The sequence below is a fragment of the Microcoleus sp. B3-D7 genome, from assembly GCF_036705305.1.
GTDB lineage: Bacteria > Cyanobacteriota > Cyanobacteriia > Cyanobacteriales > Microcoleaceae > Microcoleus.
On the sequence record NZ_JAUBUE010000111.1, the window covers coordinates 1 to 3,560 of the forward strand.

At 47.1% G+C, this 3,560-nt stretch carries 2 protein-coding genes; one reads left to right on the plus strand and one right to left on the minus strand.

Annotation, left to right across the window (positions count from 1 at the left end; genetic code table 11):
• Positions 1 to 320 precede the first annotated feature (320 nt).
• Entirely contained in the window at positions 321 to 1,238 is a 918-nt protein-coding gene (locus QUB25_RS29410) for a fructosamine kinase family protein (RefSeq protein ID WP_333188977.1), read from the plus strand.
• Positions 1,239 to 1,316: 78 nt separating this feature from the next.
• Here QUB25_RS29410 and QUB25_RS29415 read toward each other — a convergent pair whose 3' ends face one another.
• Positions 1,317 to 3,017: an ABC-F family ATP-binding cassette domain-containing protein gene (locus QUB25_RS29415; protein ID WP_333188978.1), complete on the minus strand. Its 1,701-nt coding sequence runs from the start codon at positions 3,015 to 3,017 to the stop codon at positions 1,317 to 1,319.
• Positions 3,018 to 3,560: the final 543 nt, after the last annotated feature.

Sequence of the window (3,560 nt, forward strand, 5' to 3'; positions counted from 1 at the left end):
CTTGACCTCTCTTTCTACATGGTAAGGATGATGACTTAATTCTGTGCAGTCTTCAGCGTTTTTCTCCCTTATTTTTTTTTGCTTGTGTCGCCACACGCACTGACACTATTCGGATACCATCCCCAGCTCGCTTGTTAAACGCCCATGTGCCTAAGATATTTGGCCCTTCACTGCCGCTCAAAAATAGATCAATGCCTCGGATTATATTTGACATTACACAGCCTCTTTCTGAGCTTCAGATAGGGGCTTTGTTGTTTTTGCTGATTAAGTTGCCATACCTGTTAAACTAATTTCGATCGCCCTCAACACGATTTGATGCTATGTGGGACAAAATTGCCGCGCATATCTGTGAAACAACCGGAGAAACATTTTCTCTCGACCATCGGCGTTCTGTCAGCGGGGGCTGCATAAATCAAGGCTATTATATCAGCAGCAGTTGCCGCGCTTACTTCGCGAAAATCAATCAAGCTTCCCAAGTCGCGATGTTTGAAGCTGAAGCGCGGGGTTTGCAGCAAATGGGGGAAACCCAGACGATTCGAGTACCTGAGCCGATTTGCTGGGGAACTGAGGGAAATTCAGCTTATATTGTGCTGGAATGGCTGGATTTGGGAAGTCGCGGTGGCGATCGAGCTTGGGAAGAAATGGGGCGAAAACTCGCCGAAATGCACAAATACACCCCCCCCAACTCCCCCTTGATAAGGGGGAGAGAAGAGCCTAATTCGGGCTTGTGGAGGGGAGTTTTTGGGTGGGATATTAATAATACGATCGGATCAACTATACAAATTAATAATTGGACGGCAAACTGGGCAGAATTTTGGGCAGAACATCGGATTGGTTATCAGTTAAAATTGGCTAGGCGTCGGGGCGGTCATTTTCCGCAAGGGGAACGTTTATTAGAGATGATTCCTGAATTGTTAGCTGGTTATGAACCTCAACCCTCGCTACTTCACGGGGATTTGTGGGGGGGAAATGCGGGGGTGACATCTGCGGGGGAACCGGTGATTTTTGACCCGGCGGCATATTTTGGAGATAGAGAAGTTGATCTTGCGATGAGTGAGCTATTTGGTGGATTTCCGGCGCAGTTTTACCGGGGATATAATCAGGTTTGGCCTTTGGATTCAGGGTATGAAGAACGCAAAACTCTTTATAATCTGTATCACATTTTAAATCATTTTAATTTGTGTGGTGGGAGTTACGACTCCCAGGCGAATCAAATGATTAATCGAATTTTGGGTTAGTTAATAATCTTTTTTTTTAAAACTGCAGCTAGACGCAGATAAACGCGGATTTAAGGTTTATCTGCGAGGGATGCAAGTTTATTTTTGCTTAGCGGCAGCTTTTTTCTTTGCCTCTTTTTCGGCTTTTTTAGCCGCTTTTTCTGCTTCAATTTTTGCTAACTTGGCTAGCTCTTTTTCTTCAGCTATTTTATCGAGATAGTAGTGGTAATCTCCCAAATAAGGGCGAAACTCTCCGTCCCGAATCTCGACTATTTTGTTAGCAACTTGGGAGATGAAATAGCGATCGTGTGAAACGATAATTACCGTACCGTCATAATTCTGAATCGCTTCTTCCATCATCTCTTTCGCCGGAATGTCGAGGTGATTTGTCGGCTCGTCCAAAATTAGCAAATTCACGGGAGTCAACAGCATCTTTGCTAAAGCCAGACGGGCTTTTTCGCCGCCGCTCAAAGCGCCGACTTGTTTGAATACTGTTTCGCCGGTAAACAAGAACCGCCCCAATAAAGTCCGAACTTCTTCATTTTTCCAGTCCGGTACTTCGTCGTGAATGGTTTCCATCACGCTTTTATTCAAATCTAAGGCTTCTGCCTGATTCTGTTCAAAGTAACCGGGAATGACGTTGTGACCTCCCAATTTGACTGTACCTTCAGAAGGCTTTTCTAAACCCATAATCAGGCGCAGCAGGGTTGATTTGCCCGCGCCGTTGGGGCCGAGAAAGGCTATACGATCGCCCCGTTCAATTAACAAGTCGGCTCCCAAGAATAGGATTTTTTCGCCGTAGGTATGCACCAAATCTTCAATTATTGCTACTTCGCGACCGCTGCGGGGTGCGGGGGGAAAGCGGAAATGCAAAGTTTTTAATCCGCCGGTGGGCGCTTCGATGCGTTCGATTTTGTCTAACTGTTTCTCGCGGCTTTTGGCTTGGGTGCTGCGAGTGGCGCTGGCGCGGAATTTTTCTACGAATGCTTGCTGTTTTTCGAGTTCTTTTTGCTGGCTTTCGTAGGCGCTGAGTTGGGCTTCTCTGGCTTCTGCTTTTTGCAGCAGGTAGGAGGAGTAGTTGCCAAGGTAAGTGCTGGAAACACCGCGTTCGGTTTCGACGATTTGAGTGCAGAGCCGATCGAGAAATTCTCGGTCATGGGATACGATTACCATTGGGGTTGTCAGCCCTTTGAGGTATACTTCCAGCCATTCGATCGTTTCTAAGTCGAGGTGGTTGGTAGGTTCGTCGAGTAGCAGGATGTCGGGTTTTTGGAGGAGAATTTTGCCCAAACTCATCCGCATTTGCCAGCCGCCGCTGAAGGCGCTGACTAATCGATCGCCATCTTCGGGTTCAAATCCGATTTCGGGCAGAATTTTCTCGATTTGGGCTTCTAAACCGTAGCCGTTTAAGCCTTCAAATTGCCGTTGCAGCCGATCCATTTTGTGGATCAGTTCGTCGAGATTTTCTGGGGAGGAGTTTTCCAAGTCTCGATGGACTTGCATTAGGGATTCATGGACTTCGTTGGCTTCGCTGAAGGCACGCCAAAATTCTTCTTTGACGGTGCGAGTCGGATCTACTTCAAATTCTTGGGAGAGGTAGGCGATGTGCAAGCTGGCGGGGCGAATAACTTCGCCGGCGGTGGGTTCGATTTCGCCGGCGATGATTTTGAGTTGGGTGGATTTACCGGCACCGTTAACGCCGACTAAGCCGATGCGATCGCCTGGCTTGACTTCCCAGGTGACATCTTTGAGTACGACGCCTGTGGGGTAAATTTTACTGATGTGTTCGAGTCGCAGCATTGTTGTGGGGACTGGGGAAGGGCAGGTTTAGCGGCGGATGGGATGCCGGCGCTGAGGTCGAGTTAATCTTAACAAATTTTAATTATATTTAGCGTATTGCCAGATTTTGATTTGGTAGGAGTTACGCGAAGAAACCGGGTTGCTCTGAAAAATCGCAGATTCTCAGCTAGAGATATAGGAAGAAACCCGGTTTCTGGCCTCGGTGGGTTCAGGACTATTTGGGTGGGGCGATCGCTGCCGATCCTACGAGTCAATAAACTTGTCAATAATCCGCTATGTTTTTCGTGGTTCAGCAGCCTCAATGCTCTTATAATCAAAGTTTCAGAGGCGTTCTCACCCCCTCAGTGCGTTTCGTAAAGCTGAGTTTTGCTAAGATTTTATAAATAAGCTAAAAAGCAAGCAGGTAGCCATGACAGCCACCCTGATTCAAACCCCACAACCGGGAGTTGTCCTGAAAAATATTAGTTCAATACTCCGGACAGTTTTTAAGCAGCCAAAGTACCATAAGACAAGACTGAAGGAAGGTTAGGGTGATTTAAAATC

Excerpts from the sequence above, each read along its gene's own strand:
- QUB25_RS29410 (WP_333188977.1), top strand. The coding sequence starts at position 321 with ATGTGGGACAAAATTGCCGCGCATATCTGTGAAACAACCGGAGAAACA.
- QUB25_RS29415 (WP_333188978.1), bottom strand. The coding sequence starts at position 3,017 with ATGCTGCGACTCGAACACATCAGTAAAATTTACCCCACAGGCGTCGTA.